The organism is Streptomyces sp. NPDC004610, assembly GCF_040609715.1.
Lineage (GTDB): Bacteria > Actinomycetota > Actinomycetes > Streptomycetales > Streptomycetaceae > Streptomyces.
Genome location: NZ_JBEXLA010000033.1, coordinates 20,042 through 35,919, shown reverse-complemented (window position 1 = coordinate 35,919; position 15,878 = coordinate 20,042). Strand labels below are relative to the sequence as shown.

14 protein-coding genes are annotated in these 15,878 nt (G+C 73.7%); 6 read left to right on the top strand and 8 right to left on the bottom strand.

From position 1 onward, the window contains the following. Window positions 1–14: 14 nt before the first annotated feature. Both ABZX40_RS30615 and ABZX40_RS30610 read right to left on the bottom strand, forming a co-directional pair. Entirely contained in the window at window positions 15–638 is a 624-nt protein-coding gene (locus ABZX40_RS30615) for a Uma2 family endonuclease (RefSeq protein WP_355744807.1), read from the bottom strand. Window positions 639–798: 160 nt separating this feature from the next. Continuing rightward, the gene (locus ABZX40_RS30610; protein ID WP_355745006.1) at window positions 799–1,914 is read right to left on the bottom strand and encodes a mechanosensitive ion channel family protein; all 1,116 of its coding nucleotides are present in this window, start codon (window positions 1,912–1,914) and stop codon (window positions 799–801) included. A 341-nt stretch (window positions 1,915–2,255) separates the two neighbouring features. Here ABZX40_RS30610 and ABZX40_RS30605 point away from each other — a divergent pair, with 341 nt between their 5' ends. Beyond that, window positions 2,256–2,792: an HNH endonuclease gene (locus ABZX40_RS30605; protein ID WP_355745003.1), complete on the top strand. Its 537-nt coding sequence runs from the start codon at window positions 2,256–2,258 to the stop codon at window positions 2,790–2,792. Between the two features lie 267 nt (window positions 2,793–3,059). Here ABZX40_RS30605 and ABZX40_RS30600 read toward each other — a convergent pair whose 3' ends face one another. From ABZX40_RS30600 to ABZX40_RS30590, 3 genes are read right to left on the bottom strand one after another with little or no spacing between them, the layout of a single operon-like run. Continuing rightward, window positions 3,060–4,436 (bottom strand): ABC transporter permease, encoded by a 1,377-nt coding sequence (locus ABZX40_RS30600; protein ID WP_355744804.1) that lies wholly within the window; start codon window positions 4,434–4,436, stop codon window positions 3,060–3,062. Continuing rightward, on the bottom strand, window positions 4,433–5,170 hold the full coding sequence (locus ABZX40_RS30595; protein WP_355744801.1) for an ABC transporter ATP-binding protein: 738 nt from the start codon (window positions 5,168–5,170) through the stop codon (window positions 4,433–4,435). Before ABZX40_RS30595 ends, ABZX40_RS30600 begins: the two co-directional genes overlap by 4 nt. Then, entirely contained in the window at window positions 5,167–5,700 is a 534-nt protein-coding gene (locus ABZX40_RS30590; RefSeq protein ID WP_355744798.1) for a PadR family transcriptional regulator, read from the bottom strand. Before ABZX40_RS30590 ends, ABZX40_RS30595 begins: the two co-directional genes overlap by 4 nt. A gap of 250 nt (window positions 5,701–5,950) precedes the next feature. On the opposite strand from ABZX40_RS30590, the gene ABZX40_RS30585 reads away from it, so the two are divergent. The 3 genes from ABZX40_RS30585 to ABZX40_RS30575 all read left to right on the top strand — a co-directional run bounded on the left by ABZX40_RS30585 (window position 5,951) and on the right by ABZX40_RS30575 (window position 8,616). After that, entirely contained in the window at window positions 5,951–6,175 is a 225-nt protein-coding gene (locus tag ABZX40_RS30585; RefSeq protein WP_355744795.1) for a hypothetical protein, read from the top strand. After that, entirely contained in the window at window positions 6,176–8,260 is a 2,085-nt protein-coding gene (malQ, locus tag ABZX40_RS30580) for a 4-alpha-glucanotransferase (RefSeq protein WP_355744792.1), read from the top strand. Between the two features lie 74 nt (window positions 8,261–8,334). Next, the gene (locus tag ABZX40_RS30575; RefSeq protein WP_355744789.1) at window positions 8,335–8,616 is read left to right on the top strand and encodes a hypothetical protein; all 282 of its coding nucleotides are present in this window, start codon (window positions 8,335–8,337) and stop codon (window positions 8,614–8,616) included. Here ABZX40_RS30575 and ABZX40_RS30570 read toward each other — a convergent pair. Both ABZX40_RS30570 and ABZX40_RS30565 read right to left on the bottom strand, forming a co-directional pair. Further along, on the bottom strand, window positions 8,516–9,796 hold the full coding sequence (locus ABZX40_RS30570) for a hypothetical protein (protein WP_355744786.1): 1,281 nt from the start codon (window positions 9,794–9,796) through the stop codon (window positions 8,516–8,518). The genes ABZX40_RS30575 and ABZX40_RS30570 overlap by 101 nt on opposite strands. Further along, window positions 9,793–10,899, bottom strand: a complete 1,107-nt coding sequence (locus ABZX40_RS30565; protein WP_355745000.1) for a ThiF family adenylyltransferase — start codon at window positions 10,897–10,899, stop codon at window positions 9,793–9,795. The genes ABZX40_RS30570 and ABZX40_RS30565 overlap by 4 nt, the downstream gene beginning before the upstream one ends. Window positions 10,900–11,316: 417 nt before the next feature. Here ABZX40_RS30565 and ABZX40_RS30560 point away from each other — a divergent pair, with 417 nt between their 5' ends. After that, window positions 11,317–12,585 (top strand): M14 family zinc carboxypeptidase, encoded by a 1,269-nt coding sequence (locus tag ABZX40_RS30560; protein WP_355744783.1) that lies wholly within the window; start codon window positions 11,317–11,319, stop codon window positions 12,583–12,585. 55 nt (window positions 12,586–12,640) lie between these two features. On the opposite strand, the gene pepN is transcribed toward ABZX40_RS30560, so the two are convergent. Further along, on the bottom strand, window positions 12,641–15,217 hold the full coding sequence (gene pepN, locus ABZX40_RS30555; RefSeq protein WP_355744780.1) for an aminopeptidase N: 2,577 nt from the start codon (window positions 15,215–15,217) through the stop codon (window positions 12,641–12,643). A 113-nt stretch (window positions 15,218–15,330) separates the two neighbouring features. On the opposite strand from pepN, the gene ABZX40_RS30550 reads away from it, so the two are divergent. Beyond that, window positions 15,331–15,825 carry a DUF1203 domain-containing protein gene (locus ABZX40_RS30550; protein ID WP_355744777.1) on the top strand — a complete coding sequence of 165 codons (495 nt, stop codon included), beginning with the start codon at window positions 15,331–15,333 and terminating at the stop codon, window positions 15,823–15,825. Window positions 15,826–15,878: the final 53 nt, after the last annotated feature.

Below are 15,878 nucleotides of genomic sequence, written 5' to 3'. Positions count from 1 at the left end.
GCTTGATGCGCGTGTCAGGGGATGAGGAAGGCTGACGTGTCCAAGGAGGGGTAGGGCGGCGGCAGCGGGAGCCGCTGGCCCAGGTCCACCTTCTCGTCACTGCCGTAATAGGCGTCGGCCGGATCGCCGCCCGGCGGGACTGGGTCCGTATAGCAGTGAGCCGTCCCGGAGTGGCGGTTGACAAGGACGTAGACGGGCACGCCTGCGGCGGCATAGGTCCGGAGCTTGGGTCCCGTGTCGGTCTCGTGGTTGCTGGAGGTGACTTCGCCGACGAGGGCGAGCAGATCGATGGGATACCAGCTCTTGTGGGCCCTGCGGTACGCCTCGTCGAGTTCGCCGGGGTCGCGGCGGAGGACGTAGAAGTCCGGAACCACCAGGGCCGTGGTGCGACCGTCTCGGTGTGCGGCGCGGTATCCGTTGCCCATACCTGCCAGGGTGAAGCCCGCCGAACTGAGCTGGACGGCGAGTTTGAAGGCCCCTGCGTTGTGCTGGTGGTTCGCGTGCGGCGGCACGTAGGTGGTCCCCTCGATGTACTCCGCGCGAATCGGCAGCGGTGACACTGCCTTCTCGATCGCGATCAACAGGTCGATGGGGTCCTGGTGCGTCATGACCGGCTCCGTGATGGGTTCGGCGCTCATCGCTGTTCTCCTCGTCACGCTGATGCCAGGCTAAGCCCGTGGCGGGTGCCCCGGCAGAACGATGGGCCTCGCCACACACAAGCCGCGCCGCACATCTCGGCACCTTCACTCGAACGAGCGTGCAGAACCGTTCCCGTCCCCGCTCCCGGTCGCCCTCGCCCTACTTCGTCACACCCGGCGGCGCTATCGGAGAAGCCGCCGCCGACTGGGGCGATGTCGTGCTGGCGAAGGCGGACGGGGCCGACATCGTGGCCGTCGGGTCGGGGTCGGATTCGAGCGGGGGCTGGAGGGGGAGGCCGCCGACCAGCTGGATGCCCTCGGCGTCGAACGCGCGCTTGATGCGCCAGCGCAGTTCGCGTTCCACCGTGAGGGCCTTGCCCGGCATGGTCTTGGCGGTGACGCGGACGACCATGGAGTCGAGCAGGACGCTGTCCAGGCCCAGGATCTCGATCGGGCCCCAGAGCATCTCGTTCCAGGGCTCCTCCTTGCTCATCTCCTCGCCGACCCGGCCGAGCACCGCCTTGACCTTGTCCAGGTCCTCCGACGGGCGCACGGTGACATCCACCCCGGCCGTCGCCCAGCCCTGGGAGAGATTGCCGACCCGCTTGACCTCGCCGTTGCGGACGTACCAGATCTCCCCGTTGTCCCCGCGCAGCTTGGTCACCCGGAGGCCGACCTCGACCACCTCGCCGCTGGCCACGCCCGCGTCGATGGTGTCGCCCACCCCGTACTGGTCCTCCAGGATCATGAAGACCCCGGAGAGGAAGTCGGTGACCAGATTGCGGGCGCCGAAACCGATCGCCACGCCCGCGACCCCCGCCGACGCCAGCAGCGGGGCCAGATTGATCTGAAAGGTGGACAGGATCATCAGCGCGGCGGTGCCCAGGATCACAAAGGACGCCACCGAACGCAGCACCGAGCCGATCGCCTGCGAGCGCTGCCTGCGCCGCTCCACATTCACCAGCAGCCCGCCGATCGCGGTGCCGTCCACCGCCTGCGCGGTGCGGTTCATCCGGTCTATCAGCTTGGTGATCGCCCTCCGTATCATCACCCGCAGCACCACCGCGATCGCGATGATCAGCAGCACCCGCAGCCCGATCGCCAGCCAGGTCGACCAGTTCTGCTCCACCCAGCTCGCCGCGTTCGTCGCGCTCTCCTGGGCTTCCTGGAGCGTCGGCATCGCCGGGGCGGTCTCCGACTCCGACGGCACGGGCGCCGGGGACGCGGCCCATGCGGCGGGGGTGAGGAGAGCGGACAGGGACGACACGGACGACACGGCGGGTACCTCCTGGAGCTGCGGCCCGGCCACTCCTTCGGCAGAGATCACGGCTTCACGGTTCTTCAAGGTCACGGAAAGGTCACTGGAGCGGCGGAGCCACCCACACTAACCGGGCCGTGCGCCCGGACCGGCGTGATGGGCGCGGGAGAGACCGTTCTCACCCCGGTACGAACGGGTGGAATGAACGGCCGCCGATCCTGGGGACGATTCAGGGTGTGGTCGAAAACACTCCCAGCCCGTTACCGGGACATGGTGGCGCTTCCACCAGGCATGAGGGGAGACTGATGGCAGATCGTCCCGGCGCGAGCCACGCGCCGCCGGCGTACAAGGAGGCATCCGTGCCGCATGTCCTGGTCCTCAACGCGTCGTACGAGCCCCTTGGCGTCGTACCGCTCCGCCGCGCACTCATTCTCGTCCTGGAGAACAAGGCCGTATGCCTTGAGGAGTCCGGCGCCTTTCTGCACAGCGCGACCGTCACACTCCCCGCACCCAGCGTGGTCCGGCTCAAGCGATTCGTCCGGGTTCCCTACCGGGGGCCCGTTCCACTCACCCGAAGAGCGCTCTTCGCGCGCGACGGGGGCCGGTGCATGTACTGCGGTGGCGTCGCAACCAGCGTCGACCACGTCATTCCGCGCTCACGCGGTGGCAAGCACGTCTGGGACAACGTGGTGGCCTCGTGCCGCCGCTGCAACCATGTCAAGGCCGACCGTCACCTCGGTGAGATCGGCTGGCGGTTGCGCCACAAACCCGCCCCACCCACCGGCCTGGCCTGGCGCATCATCGGCACCGGCCATAGGGACCCGCGCTGGCTGCCGTACTTGCAGCCGTACGGCGCGGACGACGCCCTGGCCCGGATCGACGGCATTTCCGCCTGACGATCCGGGCCTTCGCATTGCCCGCGCCCGGACCGGGGAGACCCCCGTCCACCCCGGTCCGGGCGCCGGCGGCGCGGTCCGTCCGGCGCGGCGGCGGACAGGACCCGCCCCGCGCCGGGCCGCCCCTCGGCATGCCCGCGCACGGGGCCCGCGGTCGTACGACGGTCCCGCCGCCCCGTGCGCACGGGGCCCGCGTGCCTACGACGGTCCCGCCGCCCGGTCCATATGACCGCGCGCTTCACGATTTCTCATCGGTCCCGGCGCGATTCATCCGTACCTCAGTTCCCCCGGCCGGACCGAGCGGCCCAGCAGCGGCAGGGCCGTCGCCGCCGCCAGCAGACACCCGGCGTACACCACCACCGGGACCAGCAGCGACGCCCAGGGCACCGACCAGCCGGGACCGGTCAGGGTCGCGTACCCGGTGCCCACCGCCAGCCCCCCGGCGCCCGCCAGCAGCAGGGCGGGCGCCAGCGGCAGTGCCGTCTCCAGCAGCAGCGCCCGGCCGAGCACCGCCCGCGGCACCCCGGCGGCGGACTGCGCGGCCAGCCCCCGGCGCCGGGTGGCGAGGGACTCGGCGGCGCCGACCGCCAGCGCGCCCAGCGTGATCAGCAGCGCCACCCCGATCGCGGCGGCGGTCAGATCCAGTCCCGTGGTGTAGAAGGCGAGGGACTCCATGTGCGGATCGGAGCGCAGGATGTCCAGCAGCGCCGCCCGCACCCCCACGAACCCGGCGCCCACCACCGTCACCAGCAGCGCCGCCGCATGGGTACGGGCCGCCGCCCACGGGTCCGCGCACAGCCGCTCCGCCGCGATCAGCACCGCCGGACGCGAGGTCCGCGCCGCCAGCCGCCGCCCGGTCAGCCGCGCCACCAGCCCCGACAGCCCGACCGCGCCCAGCCCGGTCAGCACCACACCCACCCACACCGTCACCGGCGCCAGCGGGAACGCCGCCCGGCCCTGGTCCCACTGGATGAACACGATCAGCAGCGCCGGTACGCCCACCACCGCCCCGCCGACCACGAACCAGGGCGCCCGGCCGCCCGGCGCCCGCACCCGCCGCACCCACCCCAGCGGCGAGGCCACCACCCGCCGCAACGCCAGCACCCCCACCAGCGCCCCGGCGACCGGCACCCCGACCGCCACCACCGCGATCCCCGCCCACACCGCGGCCGTCGGCCGCCCCCACCGCGTCAACAGCAGCAGCACCGAGAAGACCGTCGCCACCGCCGACCCCGCCAGACACGCCAGCCCCGTCTCGTAGGCCGCGATCCGCCGGACCTGCCAGGGCGTGCCGCCCGCCAGCCGCAGCCCGGCCAGCCGCCGGTCCCGGTGCACCGCCCCGATGCGCGCGCACTGCCCGAGGAACCCCAGCACCGGGATCAGCAGCAGCACCAGCGCCAGTACCACCCCGGCCCGCTCCCCGGGCTGGTCCAGCAGCCCGTGCGCGATCTCGAACCGGTACGTCCCCCGCAGCGCCGCCAGGCTCACCGCGGCCAGCGCGAACCCGGTGGCCAGCGCCGCCCCGATCCCGGTCAGCGTCACCCGCCACCACTCCCGCCGGTCCGACCCCCGCAGCAGCGCCCACGCCAGCCGCACATCCGACCCCATGGCCGCCCTCGCCGCCCTCGCCGTCCCCGCGCTCATCGGGCCACCGCCGCGCCCGTGCCCACCGTCTCCGGGGCGCCGTCGCGCAGCGTCACCTCGCGGTCGGCGTAGGCCGCCACCCGGGCGTCATGGGTGATCAGCAGCACCGCGGCGCCCGTCTCCCGGGCGGTGTGGACCAGCGCCGTCATCACCTGCTCCCCGGCCAGCGAGTCCAGCGCGCCGGTCGGCTCGTCGGCGAACACCACCCGCGGGCCGGTCACCAGCGCCCGCGCCAGCGCCACCCGCTGGGCCTGGCCACCGCTCAGCTCCCCGGGACGCAGCTCCCCCTGCCCCCGCACCCCGAACCGCTCCAGCCACTCGCCCGCCGCCCGCCGGGACCGCGTACGGTCCGTCCCGGCCAGCAGCAGCGGCAGCGCCACATTGTCCAGCGCGGTCAGCTCCGGGATGAGCTGCCCGAACTGGAACACCACCCCGAACTCCGTGCGGCGCAGCTCGCTCAGCCGCCGCTCCGGCAGCCGGTCCAGCCGCTCGCCCCCGTAGCGCACCTCCCCGGCGTCCGGGCGGACGATCCCGGCGAGGCAGTGCAGCAGCGTCGACTTGCCGCTGCCGCTCGGGCCGGTGACGGCGAGGATCTCGCCCTCCGCCAGTTCCAGCGCGGCGCCGCGCAGCGCCCGGGTCGGGCCGTGCGCCTTGACCAGGCCGTGCCCGGCCAGCACCGGTGAGGCGTCCCGTACCGGTGACACGTCCGGAACACTCGTACTCGTACCGCTCATGCGGGGTCGACCTCCGCGGTCAGGGTGGTGAGCCGGTCCGCGGTGGTGGTCATCCAGCGCAGATCGGCGTCCAGGTGGGTCAGGGCGTAGTCGGCGGAGAGCACCGTCGGGAGCCGGGCGCCCGGCGCGGCCTTCACGGCCGTCAGCTCCCGCATCCGCGTCATATGGGCGGTGCGCTGCTCGCGCAGATAGGCGGCCGGGTCGCCGGAGACCAGGATCGAGACGACGACCTTGGCGAAGATCTCGTTGGCGACGAAGGGCGCGGGCGGCGCGATCTCCGCCGCCCAGTGCTCCAGCTCGCGCCGGCCCTCGTCCGTCACCCGGTACCGGGTGCGCTCCGGGCCGCCGTCCGCCTCGGTGCCGTCGATCTCGGCCAGTCCGTCCCGGACCAGCCGCTGAAGGGTCTGGTAGACCTGCCCGTAGGCCAGCGGCCGGGCCTCGGGGAACCGCTCGTCGTGCCGCCGCTTGAGGTCGTAGCCATGGCTGGGCCCCGCGACGAGCAGGCCCAGCAGGATGTGACGGGTGCTCATGGGGATCAGTATGTACTGAGTACATGTACTGAGTGAATAGCCACCGGGAAATTCGCAGCGGGGCGCCCTGCGGACAGGAAATACGTCTGCCCCGGCCCGCGCTGGGTAGGGCTGCCTTAGCCGAACGACGACCCCAGCCGGACGACCACCACTGCCGGACCACTACGACAGCCGGACCACGACGAGATCCCACGACTAAGAGCCCCCCACGCCCCCGCCCCGCCCGCCGTATCCGACAAGGAGCCCCTCCGTGGCCGCAGCGGCACACCTTCTGCTCCCGGCGCTCTCCGAACATCCGGACGACGCGCTCGCCCCCGACCCCTGTGATCCCGACGACTGGTACATCGGCGTCTTCAGCTCCGAGGGCGCCCGCGCCCAGACCCCGCTGACCAGCGAACCCCCGCTGCCCGACGCGGAGCCGCTGACCAGCGAGCCGCCGCTCGCCGCCCCGGACGCCGACACCACGAGGCCGTAGATGAACCCACCCCGTCCGGCCGAGGTCCCGGACGACGACCTGGTCCGGCTCGCCGAGCTGTACGGCGTCGCTCCCTCCTACCGCCCCTCCCCGGACCGCACGGTGACCGCCACCGCCACCGCGCTCGGCCGGGCCCTCGCCGCCCTCGGCGTCGACACCGGCACCCCCGAAGCCGTCCGCGCCGCCCTCGACGAGCGGCGCCGCGCGCTGGATGCCCGTCTGCTGCCGCCCACCCTCGTCGCCTGGGGCGAGGCCGCCCCCGCCGCGCTGGCCGCGCTGCCCGACGGCACCCGGCTGCGGATCGAGACCGAGGAGGGGGAGACACGGACCACCGCCGCCGGTCTGCCGCCCGGCGTCCACCGGCTCACCGCCACCGCCCCCGACGGCCGCGCCGCCACCGCCCGGCTGATCGCCGCCCCGCCCCGGCTGCCCACCCCCGAGGGACGCTCCCACGGGCTCCTCGTCCAGCTCTACTCGCTGCTTTCCCGGCGCTCCTGGGGCATGGGCGACCTCGGTGACCTCGGCGAACTCGCCGCCTGGGCCGGACGGGCGCTGGGCGCCGGATTCATCCAGGTCAACCCGCTGCACGCGGCCGTCCCCGGCACCCCCACCGACCCCTCGCCCTACCGGCCCTCCTCGCGCCGCTTCCCCGACCCGGTGCATCTGCGGATCGAGGACGTGCCGGAGTACCCGGACGCCGACCCCGAGCGGATGCGGGAGCTGCGCGAGCGGGCCGCCCGGCTGCGCGAGGGTGTCCTCGGCAAGGGCGACCTCATCGACCGGGACGCGGTCTGGGAGCTGAAGCGGACCGCGCTGGACCTGCTCGCCGGGGTGGAGTGGGGGCCCGGCCGCCGCGCCGCCTACTGCGACTTCCTCGCCGCCCAGGGCCGCGCCCTGGAGGACCACGCCACCTGGAACGCCCTCGCCGAGATCCACGGCCCCGACTGGCGCACCTGGCCCGAGGAACTGCGCGACCCGCGCTCCCCGGGGACCGCCGCCGCCCGCCGCGAGCTGATGGACCGGGTCGATCTGCACTGCCGGCTGGCCTGGCTCACCGACACCCAGCTGACCGCCGCCCAGCGCACCGCCCGGGAGGCCGGGATGCCGCTCGGGATCATCCACGACCTCGCGGTCGGGGTGCACCCCGAGGGCGCCGACGCCTGGGCGCAGCAGGAGTACTTCGCCGCCGGGATGTCGGTCGGCGCCCCGCCCGACGCCTTCAACGCCCGCGGCCAGGACTGGGGTCTGCCGCCCTGGCGCCCCGACCGGCTCGCCGAGGCCGGGTACGCGCCCTTCCGGGAGCTGCTGCGCGGTCTGTTCCGCTTCGCGGGCGCGCTGCGCATCGACCATGTGATGGGCCTGTTCCGGCTCTGGTGGGTCCCCCAGGGCCTGCCGCCCACCGAGGGCGCCTACGTCCGCTACGACGCCGAGGCGATGCTCGCCGTCCTGGTGCTGGAGGCCACCCGCGCCGGGGCCGTGGTGATCGGCGAGGACCTGGGCACCGTCGAACCGGGGGTGCGCGAGGCGCTGCGCGAACGCGGGGTGCTGGGCACGTCCGTGCTCTGGTTCGAACGGGACTGGGACGGCGACGGCGGCCCGATCCCGCCGCAGAACTGGCGCGCCGACTGCCTGGCCACCGCCACCACCCACGATCTGCCGTCCACCGCCGCCCGGCTCCGCGGCGACGATGTGGAACTGCGCGACCGCCTCGGCCTGCTCACCCGCCCGCTCGCTGTCGAACGCGCCGAGGCCGCCGCCGACACCGGCGCCTGGCTCGCCCTGCTCACCCGCCTCGGACTGCTCGACGGCAGCGGCAGCGGCGGCGGTCACGGTCCCGCCGAGGAGGAGGCCGCCGTCCAGGCCGTGCACCGCGCCCTGCTGCGCACCCCCGCCAGGCTGGTCGGGATCTGGCTCCCCGACACCGTCGGCGACCGCCGCCCGCAGAATCTGCCGGGCACCTGGGACCAGTACCCGAACTGGCGGCTGCCCATCGCCGACGCCGACGGCACCCCCGTCACCCTGGAGGACCTCGCCGCCTCCCCCCGGCTGCACGCCCTCCTGGAGGCGATCCGCGCCGAACCCTGAGACCGCGCCGCCCGGCGCGCCCCTTACGGCACCCCGGGCGCGCCGCCGGACCGGGGGGCGGGTACGTTGGCCCCGTGGACAAGAAGAACGCCCTGCGCGCCGGCACCCTGGCGGCCGGTACGACGCTGATGATGCTGCTCATGTCGTCCCCCGCGCTCGCGCTGACCCGCGACGACGGTGACGACCCCGGCCCGGGTTTCAGCGTCATCGAGACGCTGGGCTGGTTCGTCTTCCTCCCGCTCGTGCTGTTCCTGGTCATCGCCGGTCTGGTGATGGCCCTGGACCGGTCCGACCCGGCCCACCGCGTCTACGCGCCCTCCGAGAAGCCGAAGGCCAGGGCCAAGGCCGGGGTCTGACGCCGGACCCGGTGCGGTGGGCACCCGCCCGCCGCCCCCGCCACCAGGTGCGCGCCCACAGGATGTGGACACCGCCCAGGGTGATCAGCACCGCCGCCGCGTCCAGCCGCTGCGCGGCACCGTGGTCCCCGGCGCAGAGCCGCCCGGCCGCCCGGGTCAGCAGGGCGAGATCGGCGGGCAGGGTGACCGTCACCAGGAACGCCAGGCACAGGGCCGTCCCGGCGACCAGCAGCACGCTGTAGACCCGGACCGCCCGCCGTTCGTGCGCGGGCAGTGCCCCGCTCGGGTCGGGCGGGCGCCGCCCGGGGCGCAGCAGCCGCCGGGCCGCGTAGCGGGCGTAGGCCCGTCCGTCGCCGTACAGATCGCGGCAGCGGGTGAGGTCCTGGAGCACGAAGTACAGATCCGTGCGCAGGAACACCATCAGCTGGAACGGCAGCGGCAGCAGCGCCAGCACGGTGAGCGCGGCCAGCACCCGGCGCGCGGTGCCGTCCACCGCACCCGCCGCCAGCGCCGCCGCCGCCGACACCGCCAGATTGACCCCGATCCCCGCCAGATAGGCCGTCATACGGTGGCGTCTGGGCGCCAGTTCGATCCCGCTGATGTCGGTCTGCATCACCAGGAACTGCAACCGGGTGCCCAGCCGCATCCGGGCCGGTACCCCGGTGGCCCGCGCGGTCACCAGATGCGCCAGCTCGTGCAGCAGCAGCAGCGCCCAGCCGCTCGCCGCGCCGAACGCCAGCACCAGACTCCCGTGCTCGCTCCACAGCAGCGCCCGGTAGGAGACCGCGACCCCCTCGGGCCGGACCAGCAGCGCGGCCGTCACCAGCAGCACGATCAGCACCGGCAGCAGCGGGCTCAGCGTCCAGCGCACATGCGCGGGCCTGATCCCGGGCAGCGTCGGCCGGGGCGGGTCCGGCAGCGGCACCGCCCGCCCGTCGACCTCGGCGACGAAACCCAGCTCCACCAGGGCGTCCACGAAGTCCGCCACATCCAGGTCGTGCCCCGTCTCGTGCTCAAGGCGGCGGGCCGCCTCCCCGGTGCTCAGCCCCTCGCCGAGCAGTTCCAGGGCGCGCTTCCCGGCCTCCGGCACGGCGACGAACGTCCCCGTGGCCGGGCGGCCGACGATCCACTCCGTACCGTCCGGACGGGCGGCCAGCCGGTGCAGCCGTATCCGGCTCATCGTGGTCCGTCGCCGCACGCCGCGCAGTCCGGGCGGCGCGGGAAACGCTGGTGCACCCGGTCGCCCGGCACCATCAGATTGACGCCGAAGCGGAACCCCGGCTCCAGCGCGGGCACCCCGGTCAGCAGCGCCAGCGCGGCATGCGCCAGCAGCCCCCCGGACAGTCCCGCCGTCACCGCGCTCGCCGGGTTCCACGGCAGCCGGGGCGAGGCCACCTCCTCGTCCTGTCCCGGGGCCAGCCGCAGTTCCCGCCGGTCCGCCTCCCCGGCCCGCAGACACTCCCAGCACGCCCCCCGCCCCGGTACGTACACCCCGGCCGTCACCAGCGGCCCCCGGTACCCGGCGTCCACCCAGGGCAGCCGGGCGTCCAGACAGACCCGGTTGGTCCAGCGCCGCAGCTCGACGGGCCGGTCGGCGGCCAGCACCAGCAGGTCGTACCGCCGCCCGGGGCTCCCGCCCGCGTCCACCAGGTCCCGCAGATCGTCCGGGCCCCGGGCCTCCCGCCGCTCCCCGGTCACCGTGACATCCGAGTTCAGGGCGCGCAGAAAGGACACCGCCGCCTCGACCTTGGGGCGGCCGATGTCCGACTCCCGGTACAAGGGCTGCCGGTTGAGGTTGGACAGCTCCACCACATCCGGGTCCACGCAGTGCACCCGGCCCACGCCGGACGCCACCAGGGACTGGGCCGCGTAGCCGCCCGTACCGCCCACGCCCAGCAGCAGCACCCGGGCCCGGCGCAGCAGCAGTTGGGCGTCCCAGGCGCTGGCGCGCGGGCCGAGATCCATCCAGCGCAGTAAGGGCACCCCCCGGCTGTAGCGCTCCCGCTCCCGGTCCGACACCGGCACCGGCGCCGCCGCGTCCTCCACGAACCCGGCCGCCAGCAGATCGGCCATCGCCTGCCGGACATCGTCCGCGCCCACCGCCGGATGCGCCTCGCGGACGCACGCCACCACCGCCGCCGGGTCCCGGGAGCCGTCCATCGCCTCCACCAGCAGCCAGACCCAGCCGTGCGGATCGGCGATCTCCGCGCCGATGCCGTACACCACACTGCCGATCCGGACATGGCCGTCGACGGTCCGGTACGCCCGGTGCTCCGGCTTCACCCGGGGCCGACGCAGGGCCTGCACACCGTCCGGTGTCACTCCGGCCGCAGTCTCGTGGGTCACGCGGTCACCTCCGAAAGAAATACGACACGGGCCGGGCGCGGAGCACGGCAGAGCAAAGGAACCCTCAATAAAACCGGGCGGCAAATACGGCCACACCAGGCCGACGAGCAAGTACGCCGCCAACTGCGACATCCGGCTCGAATACGCACCCTTGACACTCTTGTTCACCCGCACGACAGTTGGCAAGAAGCTCCCGCCGAGGGGCTTGAATCCAGTCAAATCCCTTGTGAGAGCGGCGAGTTGAACGGGAGGAGAGCGGCTATGGCCGAGAAGATCGTGATTCGCCCGCTGGACAAGAAGGAGACCACCGGGGACAGCAACTCCCAGGGCGCCTGAGCGAAGCGGGGTACCAGCGTGCGGACATCGTGCCATCCGGGATATCCGGCCGTCGGTGAACTGGAGCGGCGGGCCCGCGCGCTGGCCTCGGCGGTGCCCGGCGCGCTGCGGCTGCGGGCCGTCGGCGAGAGCCGTGCCGGGCGCCCGCTCTGGCTTCTGTCGGCCGGCCACGGAGAGCGGAACATCCTCACCGTGGCCGGGGCCCACGCCAATGAACCCGTCGGCGGCGCCTCCGCGCTCCGCCTCGCCCGCCTCCTCGCCCACCGCCCGGACACCCTGGCCCGGCTCGGCTGCACCTGGCACTTCCTGCTCTGTCTGGATCCCGACGGCGCCCGCCTCGCGCACAGCTGGGTCCCCGAGGACGTCGCCCCCTCGCTGGAGGAGTGCCATCTGCGCTTCTACCGGCCGGCGTTCGCCCGCCAGCCCGAGTCGCTGCCCGCCCCCGGCGGCGCCCGCCGGCCGATGCCGGAGTCGGCCACCCTGGTCCGGCTCCTGGACGAACTGCGGCCCACCGCGCAGTTCACCCTGCACGGCATCGAGTTCGGCGGCGCCTTCGCCATGATGACCCGCCGGGTCCCCGGCGCCGCCCACGCCTTCCGCGCCACCGCCGCCCGCCTCGGCGTCCCGCTGGACGACCACCCCTGCGACGGCCCCGACTGGCTGCCCGACCGCCCCGGCGTCCTGATCCGCCCCGGCGGCCCGGCGGGCGACGAACGCGACCCCAGCGGCTTCGTCGCCGAGTCCACCTGGCTCTACCCGCGCCGCTACGGCACCCTCACCACCCTGGTCGAGGCGCCCGCCTGGGCCGTGCCCGCCGTCGCCGACGACCGCCCGGCACCCGACCCGCGCCGCGAGGTGGCCCGGATCGGCGCCCTCCTCGTCGGCCGCACCCGTGAACTCGCCGCCGTGCTCCGCGCCGCCGCGGACCCGGCCGACAGCGCCGTCCCCGGGGCGCTGGCCCCGCTGCGGGACGCCGCGCGGGAGCTGATCGAGGTCGCCCCGTCGGTCGCCGCGACCTGGGCCGCCGAGGAACGCACCGGCTCCCGGGGCCACTTCGCCACCCTCGCCATCGCCGCCCGCCGGATGCCGCTGCGGGCCGCCGGGATGATGCGCCGGGTCCTGCTGCCCACCGACCCGGCCACCGCCGACGCCCTCGGCGACCTGGTGCGCGAGTGGTGCCAGGAACTGGACAAGACCTACGCCCCGCGCTGGGTACCGATCCCGGCCCAGACGGGCCTCCAGGTGCGGACGATGCTGGACATCGCGGAACGGGTGTGCGGGTCCTGACCGGTACACCGAAGGGGGGCGGCCCACCGGCCGCCCCCCTCCCTCCGTGCCGCTCCTACTGTGCCGCCGCCGCGTCCGCCGCCTGGGCGCGCAGCGCCCGCTCGACGCCCGCCCGCGACTCCGACACCAGCCGCCGCAGCGCCGCGTTCGGCTCCGCCTCGGCCAGCCACGCGTCCGTCCGCTCCAGCGTCCCCGGCGCGATCTGCACCGCCGGGTACAGCCCGACCGCGATCTGCTGGGCCATCTCGTGCGACCGCGACTCCCACACCCCCTTGAGGGCGGTGAAGTAGGTCTCGGTGTACGGCGTCAGCAGCTCCCGCTGGTCGGTCTGCACAAAGCCGGAGATCACCGCCTCCTGCACCGCGTTCGGCAGCTTGTCGGACTCCACCACCGACGCCCACGCCTCCGCCTTGGCCTCCGGCGTCGGACGGGCCGCCCGCGCGCTGGCCGCGTGCCGCTCACCGGCGGCGGTCCGGTCGCGCTCGTACTCCCCGGCGATCTCGCTCTCCTGGTAGCGGCCGACCGCCGCCAGCCGGTGCACGAACGCCCAGCGCAGCTCGGTGTCCACCGCCAGCCCCTCGACGGTCCGGGTGCCCTCCAGCAGGCTCTCCAGCAGATCGAGCTGCTCGGGGGTACGCGCGGTCGCCGCGAACGCCCGCGCCCAGGCCAGCTGGTGGTCGCCGCCCGCCTCGGCCGCCCGCAGATGGGCGAGGGTGGCATCGGTCCAGCGGGTGAGCAGCGCCTCCCGGGCGGCCGGGTCGGCGTACAGGTCGATGGCCAGCTTCACCTGCCGCTGGAGGGACTGCACCACCCCGATGTCGGACTCCTTGCCGATGCCGGACAGCACCAGGGAGAGATAGTCGCGGGCGGGCAGCTCGGCGTCCCGGGTCATGTCCCAGGCGGACGCCCAGCACAGCGCGCGCGGCAGCGAGTCCGCGAAGTCCCCGAGGTGCTCGGTGACATACGCGAGCGAGCTGTCGTCCAGCCGGACCTTGGCGTAGGACAGATCGTCGTCGTTGAGCAGGATCACCTCCGGCCGCGCCCTCCCGGCCAGCTCCGGTACGGCGGTCAGCTCGCCGTCGACATCCAGTTCGACCCGCTCCAGCCGGACCAGCTTGCCGCTCGCCGCGTCCCGCCCGTAGAGGCCGACCGCGATCCGGTGCGGGCGCAGCACGGGCTCGCCCTGGGCGCCGGCGGGCAGCGCGGGGGCCTCCTGGCGGACCGCGAACGAGGTGATGACGCCATCGGCGTCGGTCTCGATCTCCGGGCGCAGGATGTTGATCCCGGCGGTCCGCAGCCACTTGGTGGACCAGAGACCCAGGTCACGGCCGGAGGTCTCCTCCAGGGTGTCCAGCAGGTCGGAGAGGCGGGTGTTGCCGAAGGCGTGCCGCTTGAAGTACGCCTGCACCCCGGCGAAGAAAGCGTCCATGCCGACATACGCCACCAGCTGCTTGAGCACCGAGGCGCCCTTGGCGTAGGTGATGCCGTCGAAGTTGACCAGGACGTCGTCCAGATCGCGGATCTCGGCCATGATCGGGTGGGTGGAGGGCAGCTGGTCCTGGCGGTACGCCCAGGTCTTCATGGAGTTCGCGAACGTCGTCCAGGCGTGCGGCCAGCGGGAGCCGGGGGCGTACGCCTGGCAGGCGATGGAGGTGTAGGTGGCGAACGACTCGTTCAGCCACAGATCGTTCCACCACTCCATGGTGACCAGATCGCCGAACCACATATGGGCCAGCTCGTGCAGGATCGTCTCCGCACGCACCTCGTACGCCGCGTCCGTCACCTTCGAGCGGAAGACGTACTGGTCGCGGATGGTCACCGCGCCCGCGTTCTCCATCGCGCCCGCGTTGAACTCCGGCACGAAGAGCTGGTCGTACTTCTCGAACGGGTACGCGTAGTCGAACTTCTCCTGGAACCAGTCGAAGCCCTGCCGGGTGACCTCGAAGATCGCGTCCGAGTCCAGGTGCTCGGCGAGCGAGGGACGGCAGTAGATCCCCAGCGGCACCGACTGCCCGTCCTTCTCGTACACACTGTGCACCGAGTGGTACGGGCCGACGATCAGCGCGGTGATGTACGACGAGATCCGGGGCGTCGGCGCGAAGGTCCAGATGTCGTCGCGCGGCTCGGGGGTCGGCGAGTTGGAGATGACGGTCCAGCCGGCCGGGGCCTTCACGGTGAACTGGAAGGTCGCCTTCAGATCCGGCTGCTCGAAGGAGGCGAACACCCGCCGCGCGTCCGGCACCTCGAACTGGGTGTAGAGATACGCCTGGTCGTCCACCGGGTCCACGAAGCGGTGCAGGCCCTCGCCGGTGTTGGTGTACGCGCAGTCCGCGACCACGCGCAGCACGTTCGGGCCGGCCGGCAGCCCCGGGAGCGCGATCCGGGAGTCCTCGAAGACCTCGGCCGGGTCGAGCGCGTCCCCATTGAGCGTCACCTCGTGGACCGCCGGAGCCACCAGGTCGATGAAGGACTCCGCACCCCCCTCGGCGACCTCGAAGCGCACGGTGGTGACCGACCGGTAGGTCCCGCCCTCCTGCGCGCCGGACAGATCGAGATCGATCTCGTACGAGTCCACGGTCAGCAGCTTCGCGCGCGCTTGCGCCTCTTCGCGGGTCAGGTTTGTGCCAGGCACGCGGTCATCTCCTCGTGATGTGTCGTTCGCGCCATCCTTCCACGTCACCCACACCGAACGCGATGTCCAAAACCCGCCGGTAACCGCTCCGCCCACCGGCCACGCTGGCCCGTATGACCACCCCGCGCACCACACCCCGCACCCCCCGGCCCATCGACACCGCGACCCTGGAAGAACTCCGCGACCTCGACGACGCCGGCCGGCCACCGCGCCCCGTCCGCGACGACGAGGGCGGCGCCCCGCTCCGCTGCTGTCTGCGCCGCAGCCGCCCCGGCGAGCTGATCGCCCTGGTCGCCTACGCCCCGCTGCGCCGCTGGGCGGCCGGCACCGGCGCCGACCCGGGCGCCTACGACGAGCAGGGCCCGGTGTTCATCCACGCCGAGGACTGCGCCGGACCCGAGGACGGCACCGCCCTCGCCTTCACCAACGCTCCCCGCGTCCTACGGCGCTATTCGGCCAACGGGCGCATCCTCGGCGGACACCTGGTGACCCCGCCCGACGACTTCACCGACGCCCTCACCGAGGCGTTCACCGACCCCGAGGTCGCCCTCGTCCATGTCCGCGCGGTCGAGTACGGATGCTTTCTGTACGAGCTGCGGCGGGCCTGAGCCGGGGCGCTCCCCGCCGGTCCCCCCGGCCGCCACATCCCGCTCCACATCCC

Excerpts from the sequence above, each read along its gene's own strand:
- ABZX40_RS30570 (WP_355744786.1), bottom strand. The coding sequence starts at position 9,796 with ATGAGCCGGATACGGCTGCACCGGCTGGCCGCCCGTCCGGACGGTACG.
- ABZX40_RS30615 (WP_355744807.1), bottom strand. The coding sequence starts at position 638 with ATGAGCGCCGAACCCATCACGGAGCCGGTCATGACGCACCAGGACCCC.
- ABZX40_RS30595 (WP_355744801.1), bottom strand. The coding sequence starts at position 5,170 with ATGAGCGGTACGAGTACGAGTGTTCCGGACGTGTCACCGGTACGGGAC.
- ABZX40_RS30600 (WP_355744804.1), bottom strand. The coding sequence starts at position 4,436 with ATGAGCGCGGGGACGGCGAGGGCGGCGAGGGCGGCCATGGGGTCGGAT.
- ABZX40_RS30590 (WP_355744798.1), bottom strand. The coding sequence starts at position 5,700 with ATGAGCACCCGTCACATCCTGCTGGGCCTGCTCGTCGCGGGGCCCAGC.
- ABZX40_RS30550 (WP_355744777.1), top strand. The coding sequence starts at position 15,331 with ATGACCACCCCGCGCACCACACCCCGCACCCCCCGGCCCATCGACACC.
- malQ (WP_355744792.1), top strand. The coding sequence starts at position 6,176 with ATGAACCCACCCCGTCCGGCCGAGGTCCCGGACGACGACCTGGTCCGG.